14 protein-coding genes are annotated in these 13,750 nt (G+C 67.8%); 7 read left to right on the top strand and 7 right to left on the bottom strand.

What is annotated here, in order from left to right:
* Window positions 1-107 precede the first annotated feature (107 nt).
* Entirely contained in the window at window positions 108-434 is a 327-nt protein-coding gene (locus ACSQ9E_RS26400) for a DUF1840 domain-containing protein (RefSeq protein ID WP_057266491.1), read from the bottom strand.
* Between the two features lie 64 nt (window positions 435-498).
* Complete coding sequence (locus ACSQ9E_RS26405; protein ID WP_436219597.1) at window positions 499-1,767, bottom strand: class I SAM-dependent methyltransferase; 1,269 nt, start codon at window positions 1,765-1,767, stop codon at window positions 499-501.
* A 124-nt stretch (window positions 1,768-1,891) separates the two neighbouring features.
* Between ACSQ9E_RS26405 and ACSQ9E_RS26410 the strand changes: the two genes are divergently transcribed.
* From ACSQ9E_RS26410 to ACSQ9E_RS26435, 6 genes are read left to right on the top strand one after another with little or no spacing between them, the layout of a single operon-like run.
* Window positions 1,892-4,243, top strand: coding sequence for a bifunctional salicylyl-CoA 5-hydroxylase/oxidoreductase (locus tag ACSQ9E_RS26410; RefSeq protein WP_436219598.1), 2,352 nt, complete (start codon window positions 1,892-1,894; stop codon window positions 4,241-4,243).
* Between the two features lie 3 nt (window positions 4,244-4,246).
* Window positions 4,247-4,738, top strand: coding sequence for a MarR family winged helix-turn-helix transcriptional regulator (locus ACSQ9E_RS26415; protein WP_436219599.1), 492 nt, complete (start codon window positions 4,247-4,249; stop codon window positions 4,736-4,738).
* Window positions 4,735-5,589, top strand: a complete 855-nt coding sequence (locus ACSQ9E_RS26420; protein WP_436219600.1) for an enoyl-CoA hydratase family protein — start codon at window positions 4,735-4,737, stop codon at window positions 5,587-5,589. Before ACSQ9E_RS26415 ends, ACSQ9E_RS26420 begins: the two co-directional genes overlap by 4 nt.
* Before the next feature lie 3 nt (window positions 5,590-5,592).
* Window positions 5,593-6,792: an acyl-CoA dehydrogenase family protein gene (locus ACSQ9E_RS26425; RefSeq protein ID WP_436219601.1), complete on the top strand. Its 1,200-nt coding sequence runs from the start codon at window positions 5,593-5,595 to the stop codon at window positions 6,790-6,792.
* Window positions 6,793-6,819: 27 nt separating this feature from the next.
* Window positions 6,820-8,484, top strand: a complete 1,665-nt coding sequence (locus ACSQ9E_RS26430; RefSeq protein WP_436219602.1) for an AMP-binding protein — start codon at window positions 6,820-6,822, stop codon at window positions 8,482-8,484.
* Window positions 8,481-8,879 carry a RidA family protein gene (locus ACSQ9E_RS26435; protein ID WP_436219603.1) on the top strand — a complete coding sequence of 133 codons (399 nt, stop codon included), beginning with the start codon at window positions 8,481-8,483 and terminating at the stop codon, window positions 8,877-8,879. Before ACSQ9E_RS26430 ends, ACSQ9E_RS26435 begins: the two co-directional genes overlap by 4 nt.
* Before the next feature lie 33 nt (window positions 8,880-8,912).
* Here ACSQ9E_RS26435 and ACSQ9E_RS26440 read toward each other — a convergent pair whose 3' ends face one another.
* A complete protein-coding gene (locus ACSQ9E_RS26440) occupies window positions 8,913-9,869 on the bottom strand; it encodes an EamA family transporter (protein ID WP_436219604.1) in 957 nt (318 codons plus the stop codon).
* A 70-nt stretch (window positions 9,870-9,939) separates the two neighbouring features.
* Here ACSQ9E_RS26440 and ACSQ9E_RS26445 point away from each other — a divergent pair, with 70 nt between their 5' ends.
* The gene (locus ACSQ9E_RS26445) at window positions 9,940-10,425 is read left to right on the top strand and encodes an Lrp/AsnC family transcriptional regulator (protein WP_436219605.1); all 486 of its coding nucleotides are present in this window, start codon (window positions 9,940-9,942) and stop codon (window positions 10,423-10,425) included.
* A 1-nt stretch (window position 10,426) separates the two neighbouring features.
* Here ACSQ9E_RS26445 and ACSQ9E_RS26450 read toward each other — a convergent pair whose 3' ends face one another.
* Genes ACSQ9E_RS26450 through phnC form a run of 4 tightly spaced genes read right to left on the bottom strand, consistent with a single transcriptional unit; the run spans window position 10,427 to window position 13,706 of the window.
* Complete coding sequence (locus tag ACSQ9E_RS26450) at window positions 10,427-10,981, bottom strand: phosphonate degradation HD-domain oxygenase (protein WP_436219606.1); 555 nt, start codon at window positions 10,979-10,981, stop codon at window positions 10,427-10,429.
* Between the two features lie 8 nt (window positions 10,982-10,989).
* Window positions 10,990-11,796 carry a phosphonate ABC transporter, permease protein PhnE gene (gene phnE, locus ACSQ9E_RS26455; protein ID WP_057266500.1) on the bottom strand — a complete coding sequence of 269 codons (807 nt, stop codon included), beginning with the start codon at window positions 11,794-11,796 and terminating at the stop codon, window positions 10,990-10,992.
* 41 nt (window positions 11,797-11,837) lie between these two features.
* A complete protein-coding gene (gene phnD / locus ACSQ9E_RS26460; RefSeq protein ID WP_436219607.1) occupies window positions 11,838-12,785 on the bottom strand; it encodes a phosphonate ABC transporter substrate-binding protein in 948 nt (315 codons plus the stop codon).
* A 57-nt stretch (window positions 12,786-12,842) separates the two neighbouring features.
* The gene (phnC, locus tag ACSQ9E_RS26465; protein WP_057200223.1) at window positions 12,843-13,706 is read right to left on the bottom strand and encodes a phosphonate ABC transporter ATP-binding protein; all 864 of its coding nucleotides are present in this window, start codon (window positions 13,704-13,706) and stop codon (window positions 12,843-12,845) included.
* Window positions 13,707-13,750 lie beyond the last annotated feature (44 nt).

Here is a 13,750-nt window from a genome sequence, read left to right on the forward strand (position 1 = left end):
GGGGCGGCTACCAGCAGGCCTGGCGGCACAACAGGCCTGCGAAATGCACAAGGCCCGCGCAAGCGGGCCTTCTTCTTGTGGTCGTGGCATCCTGCTGCCGAGACGGGTCACACCCCCCAGACCACGTCCGCCTTCTCCGCCGCGCTCTTGCGCAGCATCTCGATGAACGGCGCTGCGCGCTGGCGCAGCTTCACCGTATCGGCGCGGGCGCCTTGCTCGTCCTCATCCTCCGCGTCCTGGCCCTCTGGGGCCGGCGGCTGGGCTTCGCTGGAGGCCACCGCAGCCTCCAGTGCCGAGATCGCACCGGGGATCTGCGCGGCGGTCACGATGCCGCTGCTGCCAGGGGCCTTGCCGATGATTTCCAGGATCTGGCGGCCCTGGGGTTCGAGCATGATCAGGTCGGCGGCGGCTTTGGACTTGAATTTGTAGAGCATGGTGTGCTGTGGTCTCTCGGGTTGGCTATGGTTGTCGCAGTTGCCTGGTTGCCTGTGATGTCATCTAGTTCTTGTAGATGTACTCCCGCGTGAACGGGTAGTCCGATTGTGCGCCGGGCATGGTGCCCGTTGCCGTATCCCCGTCGGGCCGTATGGCCAGCATCTGGTGCAGGGCCATCCAGCCGCGCTCGAACCCGAGGGCGCTCCCGGCAAGGTACAGGCGGTACGCACGCAGTACTTTATCGCCCCGCCCGGCCCCGCCCTGTGCGGCCAGCACCTCGCGCGCCGCAGGCAGTTGCGCCTCCAGCCTGTCGGACCACGCCCACAGGGTGCGCGCGTAGTGCGGGCGCAGGTTCTCGGTGTCCACCATTTCCAGGCCAGCGCGGGCCATGTCCGCCAGCACCACGCTCACGTGCAGCAACTCGCCACCGGGAAAGATGTACGCCTCGATGAAGTCGCCCATGCCGGCGCCCAATTGGGTGTTGCCCACCGCGCCAGCGGTGATGCCGTGGTTGAGCAGCAGGCCGCCTGGGCGCAGCAGGCGGTGCACGGTGTCGAAGTAGCGGCCCATCTGCGCGCGGCCCACGTGCTCGAACATGCCGACGGATGCAATCTTGTCGAAGGGTTCACGGGGCTGCAGCTCGCGGTAGTCGCGCAGCTCCATGCGCACTCGGCCCTGCAGGCCGCGCTCTTCGATCAGGCGCTGCACGTGCGCGTGCTGGTGGCGCGAGAGGGTGATGCCCGTGGCGTCCACGCCATAGTGCTCGGCCGCCCACAGCAGCAGGCCGCCCCAGCCGGCGCCGATGTCCAGGAAGCGCTCGCCGGGTGCCAGGCGCAGCTTGCGGCAGATGTGGTCGAGCTTGGCCTCTTGCGCCTGGCCCAGTTCCATGGTGGCGCCCTGGTAGTAGGCGCAGGAGTACACGCGCCGCTCGTCCAGCCACAGGGCATAGAAGTCGTCGGACAGGTCGTAGTGGAACTGGATATGCCGGGCGTCATGCCCCAGGGTGTGCGCGGCCATGGAACGGGCCCGCGCCAGCGCGCGGTGCCACCATCGGTGCTGCTGCCCGTGCGCGGGGTCGCGGGTGAGCAGGCCGGCCGCAGCGGCCATCAGGTCGCGCATGCCACCTTCGAGTGCCACGCGGCCCTCGACGATGGCGGCGCCCACGTTGCCGATCTCGCCCGTTGCAAGGGCGACGAGAGCCATGCGGTCGCGAAACCGCAAGGTGACGGCGGGCTTGCTGGCGCCCAGTTGCCGGCCCGCAGGCAGCTGGACCGCCATGGGCACGGGCAACGCAGCCAACCGCCCTTCCAGAGCGTGCAGCAGGTGCTTCATGCCAACCATTCTTGGCCCTGTGCTGCAGTGCGTCAACACCCCACCTGGATCGCAAAGGTCGCCCAAACGCTTTTTCGGGATGGCCCCATTGACAGTATTTTGTTTAAGCCTAAACTATTTTCCCATGAACATCCTTTGCATTGGCGGCGGCCCCGCAGGTCTGTATTTCGCCCTGCTCATGAAACAGCAGAACCCGGCGCACCGCGTGACGGTGCTGGAGCGCAACCGCCCGTTCGACACCTTTGGCTGGGGCGTGGTGCTCTCGGACCAGACGCTGGCCAACCTGCAGGCGGCCGATGCCGCCACGGCGCGCCAGATCGGCGATGCGTTCAACCACTGGGACGATATCGAGGTGTTCTTCAAGGGCCGCAGCGTGCGCTCGGGCGGGCACGGGTTCTGCGGCATCGGACGCAAGCGGCTGCTCAACATCCTGCAGGAGCGCTGCATCGCGGTGGGGGTGGACCTGGTGTTCGAAGCCGACGTGCAGGACGACCAGGAGGCCGCCGCGAAGTACAACGCCGACCTGGTGATTGCCAGCGACGGCCTGAACAGCCGCATCCGCACGCGCTACACCACCACCTACCAGCCCGATATCGACCTGCGCCAGTGCCGTTTCGTCTGGCTGGGCACGCACAAGAAGTTCGACGCTTTTACCTTTGCTTTCGAGCAGACAGATCATGGCTGGTTCCAGGCGCATGCGTACCAGTTCGACGCCGACACCTCCACCTTCATCGTGGAGACGCCCGAAGCCGTGTGGAAGGCCCATGGCCTGGACCAGATGGAGCAGCCCGAGGCGATTGCCTTTTGCGAGCGCCTGTTCGGCAAGTACCTGGATGGCAATGCCCTCATCAGCAACGCCACGCACCTGCGCGGTTCGGCCAACTGGATCCGCTTTCCGCGCGTGATCTGCAAAACCTGGGTGCACCGCGAGGCCATCGGTGGCAAGCAGGTGCCCATCGTGCTGATGGGCGATGCGGCGCACACGGCGCACTTCTCGATCGGCAGCGGCACCAAGCTGGCGCTCGAAGACGCCATCGACCTGGCCAACGAGTTCGCCACCGGTCTGCCCGTCAATGAGGTGTTGCAGCACTACGAAACGCGCCGCAGTGTGGAGGTGCTCAAGATCCAGAACGCGGCGCGCAACTCCACCGAGTGGTTCGAGAACGTGACGCGCTACACCGGCATGCAGGTGGAGCAGTTCGCCTACTCGCTGCTCACGCGCAGCCAGCGCATCAGCCACGAAAACCTGCGCCTGCGTGATGCGCAGTGGCTGGAGGGGTACGAGGCGTGGCTGGCGGGCGGCAAGACCGCGGTGCCGCCCATGCTGACACCGTTCAAATTGCGGGATCTCACGCTCAAGAACCGCATCGTAGTCTCGCCCATGGCCACCTACAGCGCGGTCGACGGCGTGCCGCAGGACTTTTTGCTGGTGCACCTGGGCGCGCGCGCCCTGGGCGGTGCGGCGATGGTGATGGTGGAGATGACCAGCCCCACCCCCGAGGGCCGTATCACACCGGGCTGCACGGGCCTGTGGAACGACGACCAGCAGGCTGCGTTCACGCGCATCGTGCAGTTCGTGCATGGCAGCAGCAGCGCCAAAATCGGCATGCAACTGGGCCACAGCGGCCCCAAGGGATCCACCCGTGTGGGCTGGGAAGGCACCGACGAGCCTCTCGAACAAGGCAACTGGCCGCTGCTGGCCGCCAGCCCCCTGCCCTATGGCGACCAGAACCAGCCCCCCACGGCCATGGCCCGCGAGGCCATGGATGCGATGACCGCGGCCTTCACCGACAGCGCGCGCCGCGCCGCCGCCTGCGGCTTCGACTGGCTGGAGCTGCACTGCGCCCACGGCTACCTGCTGGCCAGCTTCATCAGCCCCATCACCAACCAGCGCACGGACGAATACGGCGGCAGCCTCGCCAACCGCTGCCGCTACCCGCTGGAAGTGTTCACCGCGCTGCGCGCCGTGTGGCCGGCGGACAAGCCCATGAGCGTGCGCATCTCGGCCCACGACTGGGCGCCCGGCGGCACCACGCCCGACGATGCGGTGGAGATCGCGCGCCTGTTCAAGGCGGCGGGGTGCGACCTGATCGACGTGTCTTCCGGCCAGACCACGCGCAGCGCCAAGCCGGTCTACGGACGCATGTACCAGACACCGTTTGCCGACCGCATCCGCAACGAGGTGGACATAGCCACCATGGCCGTGGGCGCGATCACCGAGGCCGACCACGCCAACAGCATCATCGCGGCCGGCCGTGCCGACCTGTGTGCCATCGCCCGCCCACACCTGGCCGACCCGGCCTGGACGCTGCACGCAGCAGCCCAGCTGAGCCCCGTGGCCGCCGCGCACACCGACTGGCCCGTGCAGTACCAGAGCGGCCGCGACCAGATGCTGCGCGAGATCGGCAAGCAAAAGCAGATGCAGGCCGCCTTGGAGGCGCAGCAAAAGCGCGGCTCCCCCGAGGAAGAGGGCTAGGCCATGGACCTCGAAGCCCGATTGCACGGCGCCGCGCCGAGCGAGCACCCGGAGGCCCTGCGCCTGTGGCTGCGCATGCTGACCTGCACGCAACTGATCGAAAAGCAGGTGCGCGCCGGCCTGCGCGCCCAGTTCGACACCACGCTGCCGCGCTTCGACCTGATGGCGCAGCTCGAGCGCGCGCCCGACGGCCTGAAGATGAAGGACCTGTCGCGCCGCATGATGGTGACCAGCGGCAACGTCACCGGCATCACCGACCAGCTCGTGGCCGAAGGCCTGGTCGAGCGCGTGGATGTGGAGGGCGACCGCCGCGCCTACTGCGTGCGCCTGACGCCCCAGGGCCGCCAGCAGTTCAACGACATGGCCCGCCAGCACGAGCAGTGGATCGTCGAGGCCTTCGCCTCGCTGGGCGAGCGCGACATCGCCACCCTGCACCGCTTGCTGGGCAAGGTCAAGGAACACACCCAACAACACCCCGTGGAGACAGAGCAATGAAGCACAACATCAGCGCGGGCAACCCCATGCGCTCACAATTTGAGGCCAAGGCGCCCTACACCGCCCGGCACTTCGCCTGGAGCTTTGCCGACGGCGTGGGCACGGTCACGCTGAACCGGCCCGAGCGCAAGAACCCGCTCACCTTCCAGAGCTATGCGGAGCTGCGCGACTTCTTCTACGCACTGCGCTTTGCCACCGACGTGAAGTGCGTGGTGGTCACCGGCGCGGGCGGCAACTTCTGCTCGGGCGGCGACGTGCACGAGATCATCGGCCCGCTGACCGAGATGAGCATGCCCGAGCTGCTGGAGTTCACGCGCATGACGGGCGACCTGGTCAAGGCCATGCGCGCCTGCCCGCAGCCCATCCTGGGCGCCATCGACGGCATATGCGCCGGTGCGGGCGCCATGATGGCGTTGGCCTGCGACATGCGCTACGGCACGGCAGCGGCCAAGACGGCTTTCCTGTTCACCCGGGTGGGCCTGGCCGGGGCCGACATGGGCGCCTGCGCCCTGCTGCCGCGCCTCATCGGCCAGGGCCGTGCTTCGGAACTGCTGTTCACGGGCCGTTCCATGACGGCCCAGGAAGGCCTGGCCTGGGGCTTCTTCAACGGCCTGTACGACGCTGCCGACCTGTTGCGAGAGGTGCAGGAGACGGCGCGTGCGCTGGCCAGCGGCCCCACCTTTGCCCATGGCATGACCAAGACCATGCTGGGCCAGGAATGGGCCATGACCATCGACCAGGCCATCGAGGCCGAGGCCCAGGCCCAGGCCATCTGCATGCAGACCCAGGACTTCCGCCGCGCCTACGAGGCCTTTGCGGCCAAACAGAAGCCCATGTTCCAGGGGGACTGATCCATGCACATCGCCACCCCACCTGCCCCCTGCCCACCCTCGACGGCCCACCTGGCCCTGCCCTTCTTCGACGACGCGCACCGCGAACTGGCGCGCGGCCTGGTGCCCTGGGCCGCCGCACAGGACGTGGACGAAACCGACGACCGCGCCGCTTGCCGTGACTGGGTCCAGCGCCTGGGCGCAGGCGGCTGGCTGCGCTACTGCGTGCCCGCAGCGCACGGCGGCGCCCTGCCTGCGCTGGACTCGCGCGCGCTGGTGCTGCTGCGCGAAACCCTGGCCTACCACTCGCCCCTGGCGGACTTCGCTTTTGCCATGCAGGGCCTGGGCAGCGGCGCCATCACCCTGGCCGGCAGCCCCGCCCAGCAGGCGCACTACCTGCAGGGCGTGGCCAGCGGCCAGCTGATCGCGGCCTTTGCGCTGAGCGAGCCCGAGGCCGGATCGGATGTAGGCGCCATGCGCACCACGGCGCTGCCGGCATCCGGTGGCGCCTACGCCCTCAACGGCAGCAAGACCTGGATCAGCAACGGCGGCATCGCCGACTTCTACTGCGTTTTCGCCAAGACTGAGCCGGACGGCGGCACGCGCGGCATCAGCGCCTTCATCGTCGATGCCACGGCCAAGGGCCTCGACATGTCGAAGCACATCCATGTGATGGCCCCGCACCCCCTGGCCACGCTGGTCTTCTCGGACTGCCAGGTGCCCGCCACGGCCCTGCTGGGCGAGCTGAACGGCGGCTTCAAGTTGGCCATGCGCACGCTGGACATCTTCCGCGCGTCCGTAGCCGCTGCGGCCCTGGGCATGGCACGCCGGGCACTGGCCGAGGCCGTGCACCATGCGCGCCAGCGCAAGATGTTCGGTCAGACGCTGGCGGACTTCCAGCTCACGCAGGCACGCATCGGCGAGATGGCGGCGCTGGTGGACAGCGCCGCGTTGCTGACCTACCGCGCCGCCTGGCTGCGCGACGAGGGCGAAAAGCACGGCGGCACGCGTGTCACCGCCGAGGCGGCCATGGCCAAGATGACCGCCACCGAGAACGCCCACCGCGTGATCGACATGGCGCTGCAGCTGCACGGCGGGCGCGGTGTGGAGGTGGGCAGCAAGGTGGAAAGCCTGTACCGCGACATCCGCTCGCTGCGCATCTACGAAGGCGCGACCGAGGTGCAGCAGCTCATCATCGGCAAGGCCGCCCTGCAGGCATCCTGACCCGCAGCCACAAGGAAGGATCCCCCCATGGCCCACCCCAGCGCCCAGCCCGACCATTTCGTGCACGACCGCCTGCCCACACGCGAGGCCCTGCCCACGTTCAACTACGACACACCCGAGCTGCAGATCGCCGACCAGGCCAACCTGGTGCATGCCCTGTTCGAGCAGGCCGAGCGCGCCGGCCATGGCGACCGCCCCCTGCTGCGCGGCCCGCACCGCAGCTACAGCTACCGAGAGGCGCGCGCCGAGGCCGCGCGCATTGCGGAGCTGCTGACGAAAGAGCATGGCCTGGTGCCCGGCAACCGCGTGCTGCTGCGTGGCGGCAACACCGTGGAGATGGCGCTGGCCTGGCTGGGCGTGGTGCACGCCGGGCTGGTGGCGGTGGCCACCATGCCGCTGCTGCGCGCGGTGGAGCTGGGCAGCATCATCGAGCGGGCCCAGCCCACGCTGGCGCTGTGCGACGGCCGGCTGCTGGCCGAGCTGCAGTCCGCGCAGGCTGATCACCCGGCGCTGGCCACCGTCATCCCTTTCCACACCGCGCCCGATGCAGGCGACCTGCTGGTGGGCGCGCAGGCCATGCCGGGCACCCTGCCGGCCTGCCCGACCTCGGCCGACGACGTGGCGTTGATGGCCTTCACATCGGGCACCACGGGCGCGCCCAAGGCGGCCGTGCACACGCACCGCGACGTGCTCGCCGCCTGCGAGGCCTGGCCGCGCCACGTGCTGCGCGCCCGGCCCGACGACATCGTGGCCGGCTCGCCACCGCTGGCCTTCACCTTCGGGCTCGGCGGGTTGCTGCTGTTCCCGATGTGGGCCGGCGCCAGCATCTACTTCCCCGACCAGCCCTACACGCCGGAGACCATGGTGCGCCTGATGAACGACGCCAGCGTGACCATTTGCTACACCGCACCCACCTTCTACCGGCAGATGGCGCCGTTCGCGCGCCAGCTGGGCCTGCCCACGCTGCGCACCAGCGTGAGCGCGGGGGAGGCCCTGCCCGACGCCACCCGCGAGCTGTGGAAGGAGGCCACGGGCATCGACATGACCGACGGCATCGGCGCCACGGAGATGTTCCACATCTTCATCTCGGCCGCGGGCGGCGAGAGCCGTGCGGGTGCCATCGGCAAGGTGGTGCCGGGCTACCAGGCCAAGGTGGTCGACGGCCAGGGCAAGGAACTGCCGCGCGGCACGGTGGGCAAGCTCGCCGTGGTCGGCCCCACGGGCTGCCGCTACCTCGACGACCCGCGCCAGGCCAAGTACGTGAAGAACGGCTGGAACTACCCGGGCGACGCCTTCGTGCAGGACGCGGACGGCTACTTCTTCTACCAGGCACGCGATGACGACATGATCATCACCGCTGGCTACAACGTCGGCGGCCCCGAGGTGGAAGACGCCCTGCTGCGCCACCCGGCCGTGGCCGAATGCGCGGTGATCGGCGTGCCCGACGAAGAGCGCGGCATGGTGGTCAAGGCCTACTGCGTGCTCAAGCCCGGCCACACAGGCGATGCCGCCATGGCCAAGGCACTGCAGGACCACGTGAAGGCCACCATCGCCCCCTTCAAATACCCGCGCCTGGTGGAATTCGCCACCACACTGCCGCGTACGGAAACCGGCAAACTCCAGCGCTTTCGGCTGCGCCAGCGCGAAGCCGCTGCGGCAGCAGCCACCCCCTCATCGAACACGACACCATGAACACCCACTTGCAACCCCCTGGCTGGGTCACCCCCAAGGGCTACGCCAACGGCGTGGCCGCGCGCGGCACGATGATCTTCACCGGCGGCCAGATCGGCTGGAATGCCGAGCAGCAGTTCGAGAGCGATGACTTCATCGCCCAGACGCGCCAGACCCTGCTCAACGTGCGCGCCGTGCTCGAAGCCGGCGGCGCCGGCCCCGAACACCTGGTGCGCCTGACCTGGTACGTGGTGGACCGCAACGAGTACAACGCCCGCCTCAAGGAGCTGGGCGTGGTCTACCGCGAGGTGCTGGGCAAGAACTTCCCGGCCATGGCCTGCGTGCAGGTGGCCGGCCTGATGGAAGAGCGCGCCAGGATCGAGATCGAAGCCACGGCCGTGGTGCCCGACGCATGACCGCACAGGGCGCACAGGGCCTCTCAACAAGCCCTATCCCGCCTGGCCTGCGCCGCTTTCCAGCGCGGCTGGCGCACGGCGCCTCCAACGTTCCATGAGCGCCTTGCCGTAAAGGATGAACACCAGCGCCGCACCGATCAGCGGCAGCGCGGCATACACCCAGCCCGTGAGCAGCTCGCCGCCCAGTGCCACGCCCACCAGCAGGGCCACGGCGGGGTTCACGAACGAATAGCTGCCGGCCAGCGCAGCCGAAGTGTTCTGCAGCAGCCACAGGTAGGCATTGAGCGCCACCAGCGTGCCGAAGAACAGCAGGTACACCCAGGCCGCCCAGGACTTCGCACTGACCTGGCCGAGTGCACTGACCGGCTCGAAGCACAGCGCCACCACCAGGCCCATGGCCCCGCCCGTGAACCACTGCGCGGCCGAGGCCATGGCCGGCGCCGGCAGGCTCAGCTTGCGCGAGGCGTAGGAGCCAATGCTCCAGCACAGCGGCGCGCCGAAGGCCAGCAGCGCGCCCAGCCAGGTGGCCGAGAAATCGCCCTCCATCGCCAGCAGCAGCGCCCCCAACACGCCCAGGCCCAGGCCGATCCAGCTGGTGGCGGGCACACGCTCGCCACCCCAGCGCGACCACAGCGCCAGCCACATGGGCATGGTAGTGACCACCGTGGCCATCAGGCCCGAGCCGATGCCCATCTTCTGCGCAAAGCCCATGAGGTTCATCGCCAGGAAGACCATGCACCCGCCGACCACGGCCGAGTTGCGCCACTGCACCGCCGTGGGCATGGCATGGCCCTGCCACAGCGCCACCGCCAGCATGATGGCGCCCGCGCACAGGAAGCGGATGGCGTTCATCAGCAGCGGCGGCATGGTCTGCACGGCGATGCCGATGGCGAAATAGGTCGTGCCCCAGACCACGTAGACCAGCAACAGGGCGATGGCGATAGCCCACACACGGTGCTTGCCTGCTTGCGCATTGAAAAATGTCGGCATATTCTTCACCTGACCGGAAAATTTATGGAAATCACAGGGATTTCGGAATTTTTACCAAATTCATGCGCTTATGCAAGCAAATATTCAGACAGATGAGATAGACGCCAGAATTATTTCTGCCTTGGGCACTGATGGCCGACGTTCTTACGCCGACGTCGGGGCCGAAGTGGGCCTCTCGACCGCTGCCGTGCATGAACGTGTGAAGAAGATGCTGGACAAGGGCGTGATCCGCCGCTTCTCGATCAGCGTGGACCATGAGCGCGTGGGGCTGAACTTCACGGCCTTCGTCGCCATCCGCAACGATGGCGGCATCCACTGCCGCGACGTGGCGCCGCGCCTGCGCGCCATGCCCCAGGTGGAAGAGCTGCACAGCGTGGCGGGCGAGTACGACTTCCTGGCCAAGATCCGCACCACGCATGCACGTGCGCTGGAAGACGTGATCTACGAGATCAAGGCCATTGCGGGCGTGGCCCGCACCACCAGCACCGTGGTGCTGAACACCGAGTTCGAGGACCGGCCGCTGGACCTGAAATGGATGAACGACAAGGCTGCTTGAATCAGCCGGCCGCCACCTGCTCCATCAGCGCCAGGTAGTGCGGCAGCGGCGGCGTGGCGCGGCCGGGCACCTTGGCCAGGTCGTCGTAGCGGCGCAGGCGGATGGCCTCCTGCGCAAAGGCCTGCTCGGCAAACCGGGCGCACTCGACCAGGCCGTAGGCGCCGCCCTGCAGCTCCAGGCTGTGCTGCGACGCGGGCGAGAGCGAGGCCCAGTAGTCGGCGTCCACCGCGCACAGGTAGCGCTTGGCATCGACGTGCATGCGGATGGGCTCCAGCACCGCCTCGGGCAGCACGCCGCGCAGGAACGGCAGGGCCACGTACTGGTGCAGGTCGTCGTGGCGCGGTGCACGGGCCTCGTGCTCTGCTGCGGCGGGGGCCAGCAGGTGGCCCAGGTCGTGCAACAGGGCCGCGACGACGGTGGCGGGGGTCTCGCCGGCCTCCTCGGCCAGGTGGGCGCATTGCAGCGCGTGGTCGAGCTGGCTCACGGCCTCGCGGCCATACTGCTTCTGGCCGCGCTCGGTGAGCAGCAGGGCGATGTCGTGCTGGGTCAATGCCATGGGAAGCCTCAGATCATGGTCTTGCGGATGCGCGCCGACACTAGGTCGATCAGGCTCACGGTGACCACGATGATGAGCATCACCGCGCAGGTCTCGGCGTACTGGAAGCCGCGGATGATCTCCCACAGCACCACGCCGATGCCACCGGCCCCCACCATGCCCACCACCGAGGCAGAGCGCACGTTGGCCTCGAAGCGGTAGAGGGTGTAGGAGATCCACAGCGGGATCACCTGGGGGATCACGCCGTAGATGATCTCGTGCAGGGCGCTCGCCCCCGTGGAGCGGATGCCTTCCACGGGCTGCGGGTCGATGGCCTCCACGGCCTCGGAGAACAGCTTGGCCAGCGTGCCGGTGGTGTGGATCCACAGCGCCAGCACGCCGGCGAACGGGCCCAGGCCCACGGCCACCACGAAGAGCATGGCGAACACCATCTCGTTGATGGCACGGCAGGCGTCGAGCACGCGGCGCACCGGCTGGTTCACCCACCAGGGCGCGATGTTGGACGAGGCCAGCAGCGCCAACGGCACGGCGGTGACCACCGCGAGCGCCGTGCCCCACAGCGCGATCTGCAGGGTGACCAGCATCTCCTGCACGTAGATCTGCCACTGCGAGAAATTGGGCGGAAAGAACTCGGCCGCGTACTGGGCCATGTTGCCCGAATCCTTGATGAGATCGAGCGGGCGCATGTCGGCGCCCTTCCAGGATGCGGCCAGCACCACCAGCAGGATGCCCCAGGACAAGTACCAGGCGAGGCTGCGCTTGGGCGCAGTGGTGCTCGCCAGGGTTGCGAGCGAGGGGGTCAGTGCAGAGGACATGGTGGGGGCTGGCCGGATGCGTTGCGTGCTTGTTTACTTGCTTACTTCAGGGAGGCCAGTTGCTGGTCGATCTCGGCCAGGCGGGTCTTCTTGTCGCCATCGGCCAGGGTGGCGTCGGCCTCGATCTTGTTGCGCTTGCCAAACAGGTCGAGCTGGCGGATGGGCATGAGCTGCGCATTGGTCGACGGCTTGAAACCCGAGAGCTTGGAGATCTTCATGACGATCTCTTTCTCGCGCGCATCGGTCTTGGCGTAGTTGTAGAAGAAGTCCTTGATCTTGGCCTTGGTGGCTTCGGGCAGGTCCTTGCGCATCACCAGCGGATCGAGCGCGATCAGCGGCGAGGTCCAGACTATCTTGATGTCCTTGAACTTCTCGGGCTGGCGTTCCTTGATCTTCTCGAGGTTTTCGCTGTTGTTGGTGGCCACGTCGACCTGTTTGTTGGCCACGGCCAGGGCATTGGTCTCGTGGTTGGCGCTGCGCGCAATCTTGAAATGGGTCTTGGCGTCGATCTTGTTCTGTGCAAAGGCGTAGTAGCCGGGCACCAGGAAGCCCGAGGTGGAGTTGGGATCGCCGTTGCCAAAGCTCAGCGACTTGCCGTTCTTGAGCACGTCGTCCAGCGTGGCCAGGGGGCTGTCCTTGTGCACGATCAGGTGCGAGTAGTAGCCCTGGGTGCCATCGGCGTTGACCATCTGCGCAAACACTTCGCCATTGGCGCGGTCCACCGCCTCCATGGCCGACTTGTTGCCCAGCCATGCGACCTGCATCTTGTTGAAGCGCATGGCTTCGATGAGGCCGGCATAGTCGGAGGCGAAAAAGGCATTGATCTTCAGGCCCGTCTGCTTGGCCATGTCGTCCAGCAGGGGCTGCCAGTCGGCCTTGAGGTTTTGCGAGGCTTCGGTCGAGATCATGCCGAAGTTGATGTCCTGGGCGAGGGCGCCCGTGGTCATGCCCAGGCCGAGGGCCAGGGCTGCGCACAGTTTCTTGATCATGGATGGCTCCAGAGAGGTGACAACGGTAGGGAAAAGGGAAGCAAAAGACAGAGAACTTCAGGCGGCCTGGGCCAGCGGCTGGGCTGCCCAGCCGGAAGCCGGCTGCTGCGCCGGTGCAGGCACCACGGCCAGCGGCAGGCTGGCGCCCAGGATCTCATCGGCCTGCACGCCATAGAGCTCGCGCAGCAGCGCCGGTGTGAGGGCGGCCGAGGGGCCGTCGTACACCACCCGGCCCTGGTGCAGGGCGACCACGCGGGGGCAGTACTTGATGGCCACGTCCACCTGGTGCAGCGAGACGACGACGGTGCTGCCGTCCTCGCGGTTGATGCGCGCCAGGATGTCCATGACCTTGCGCGAGGATTCGGGGTCGAGCGAAGCGATGGGCTCGTCGGCCAGCACCACCTTGGCGCCCTGCACCAGGGTGCGCGCAATGGCGGCGCGCTGCTGCTGCCCGCCCGAGAGGGTGGAAGCACGCTGCGCGTGGCAGTCTGCAATGCCCACGCGGGCCAGCGCCTCGAGTGCCAGGGCACGCTCGTGCGGGCGGAACACGCGCAGCCAGCCGCGCCACTTCGGCGTGCGGTGCAGCATGCCCACCAGCACGTTCATCATCACGGGCAGGCGGTCCACCAGGTTGAACTGCTGGAACACGAAGCCCACCTGCGAGCGCACCTTGCGGATGTCGCGGTGGATGCGCCCGCCCTGCTGCACGCAGCGGCCGTCGACCTCGATCAGCGAGTGGCTGTCGCCATCGGCCACCACCAGGCCGGCCACATGGCGCAGCAGCGTGGACTTGCCCGAGCCCGAGGCGCCGATGAGCGCCACCATCTCGCCGGCATGCACCGTGAGGTCGATGTCGCGCAGCGCGTGCTTGCCGTTGGCGAAGTGCTTGTTCAGTTGTTCGATACGCAGGGCGATGGGCATGGCGGATTCCAAGTCGTCTATACAAATGCAGTGTGGAAGGCGGC

Origin of the sequence: Acidovorax sp. LjRoot118 (assembly GCF_964253575.1) — a bacterium.
GTDB lineage: Bacteria > Pseudomonadota > Gammaproteobacteria > Burkholderiales > Burkholderiaceae_C > Acidovorax.

Excerpts from the sequence above, each read along its gene's own strand:
- ACSQ9E_RS26410 (WP_436219598.1), top strand. The coding sequence starts at position 1,892 with ATGAACATCCTTTGCATTGGCGGCGGCCCCGCAGGTCTGTATTTCGCC.
- ACSQ9E_RS26440 (WP_436219604.1), bottom strand. The coding sequence starts at position 9,869 with ATGCCGACATTTTTCAATGCGCAAGCAGGCAAGCACCGTGTGTGGGCT.
- ACSQ9E_RS26420 (WP_436219600.1), top strand. The coding sequence starts at position 4,735 with ATGAAGCACAACATCAGCGCGGGCAACCCCATGCGCTCACAATTTGAG.
- ACSQ9E_RS26445 (WP_436219605.1), top strand. The coding sequence starts at position 9,940 with ATGCAAGCAAATATTCAGACAGATGAGATAGACGCCAGAATTATTTCT.
- ACSQ9E_RS26405 (WP_436219597.1), bottom strand. The coding sequence starts at position 1,767 with ATGAAGCACCTGCTGCACGCTCTGGAAGGGCGGTTGGCTGCGTTGCCC.
- ACSQ9E_RS26450 (WP_436219606.1), bottom strand. The coding sequence starts at position 10,981 with ATGGCATTGACCCAGCACGACATCGCCCTGCTGCTCACCGAGCGCGGC.
- ACSQ9E_RS26415 (WP_436219599.1), top strand. The coding sequence starts at position 4,247 with ATGGACCTCGAAGCCCGATTGCACGGCGCCGCGCCGAGCGAGCACCCG.
- phnD (WP_436219607.1), bottom strand. The coding sequence starts at position 12,785 with ATGATCAAGAAACTGTGCGCAGCCCTGGCCCTCGGCCTGGGCATGACC.
- ACSQ9E_RS26435 (WP_436219603.1), top strand. The coding sequence starts at position 8,481 with ATGAACACCCACTTGCAACCCCCTGGCTGGGTCACCCCCAAGGGCTAC.
- ACSQ9E_RS26400 (WP_057266491.1), bottom strand. The coding sequence starts at position 434 with ATGCTCTACAAATTCAAGTCCAAAGCCGCCGCCGACCTGATCATGCTC.
- phnC (WP_057200223.1), bottom strand. The coding sequence starts at position 13,706 with ATGCCCATCGCCCTGCGTATCGAACAACTGAACAAGCACTTCGCCAAC.
- ACSQ9E_RS26430 (WP_436219602.1), top strand. The coding sequence starts at position 6,820 with ATGGCCCACCCCAGCGCCCAGCCCGACCATTTCGTGCACGACCGCCTG.
- phnE (WP_057266500.1), bottom strand. The coding sequence starts at position 11,796 with ATGTCCTCTGCACTGACCCCCTCGCTCGCAACCCTGGCGAGCACCACT.
- ACSQ9E_RS26425 (WP_436219601.1), top strand. The coding sequence starts at position 5,593 with ATGCACATCGCCACCCCACCTGCCCCCTGCCCACCCTCGACGGCCCAC.